This is a genomic window from Herbidospora sp. RD11066 (assembly GCF_054661255.1).
Window position 1 is genome coordinate 1 of sequence record NZ_BAAGDO010000051.1, and the last position, 377, is coordinate 377.

1 protein-coding gene is annotated in these 377 nt (G+C 65.0%); it reads left to right on the plus strand.

All coding sequences use genetic code 11. The features are described from left to right. Positions 1-377, plus strand: a 377-nt coding sequence (locus tag ACYQ78_RS39305) for an ATP-binding cassette domain-containing protein (RefSeq protein ID WP_459806089.1), incomplete at both ends; no start/stop codon positions are given.

The window sequence follows — 377 nt, forward strand, 5'->3', positions numbered from 1 at the left end:
AGCACGGTCTACCAGGAGGTCAACCTCTGCCGGAACCTGTCGGTCGCCGAGAACGTCTTCATCGGTCGCGAGCCGCGTAAGTTCGGCCGCATCAACTGGCGTGAGATGCGCCGCCGCACGGCGGAGCTGCTCAGGCAGCTGGACCTGTCGATCGACGTCTCCAAGCCGCTCAGCTCCTACTCCCTGGCGATCCAGCAGATGGTCGCCATCGCGCGGGCCATCGACATCGACGCCCGGGTGCTGATCCTGGACGAGCCGACCTCCTCCCTGGACGCCGGTGAGGTCGCCCAGTTGTTCCGTGTGATGCGGCGGCTGAAGGAACAGGGCATCGCGATCCTGTTCGTCTCGCACTTCCTGGACCAGATCTACGAGATCGC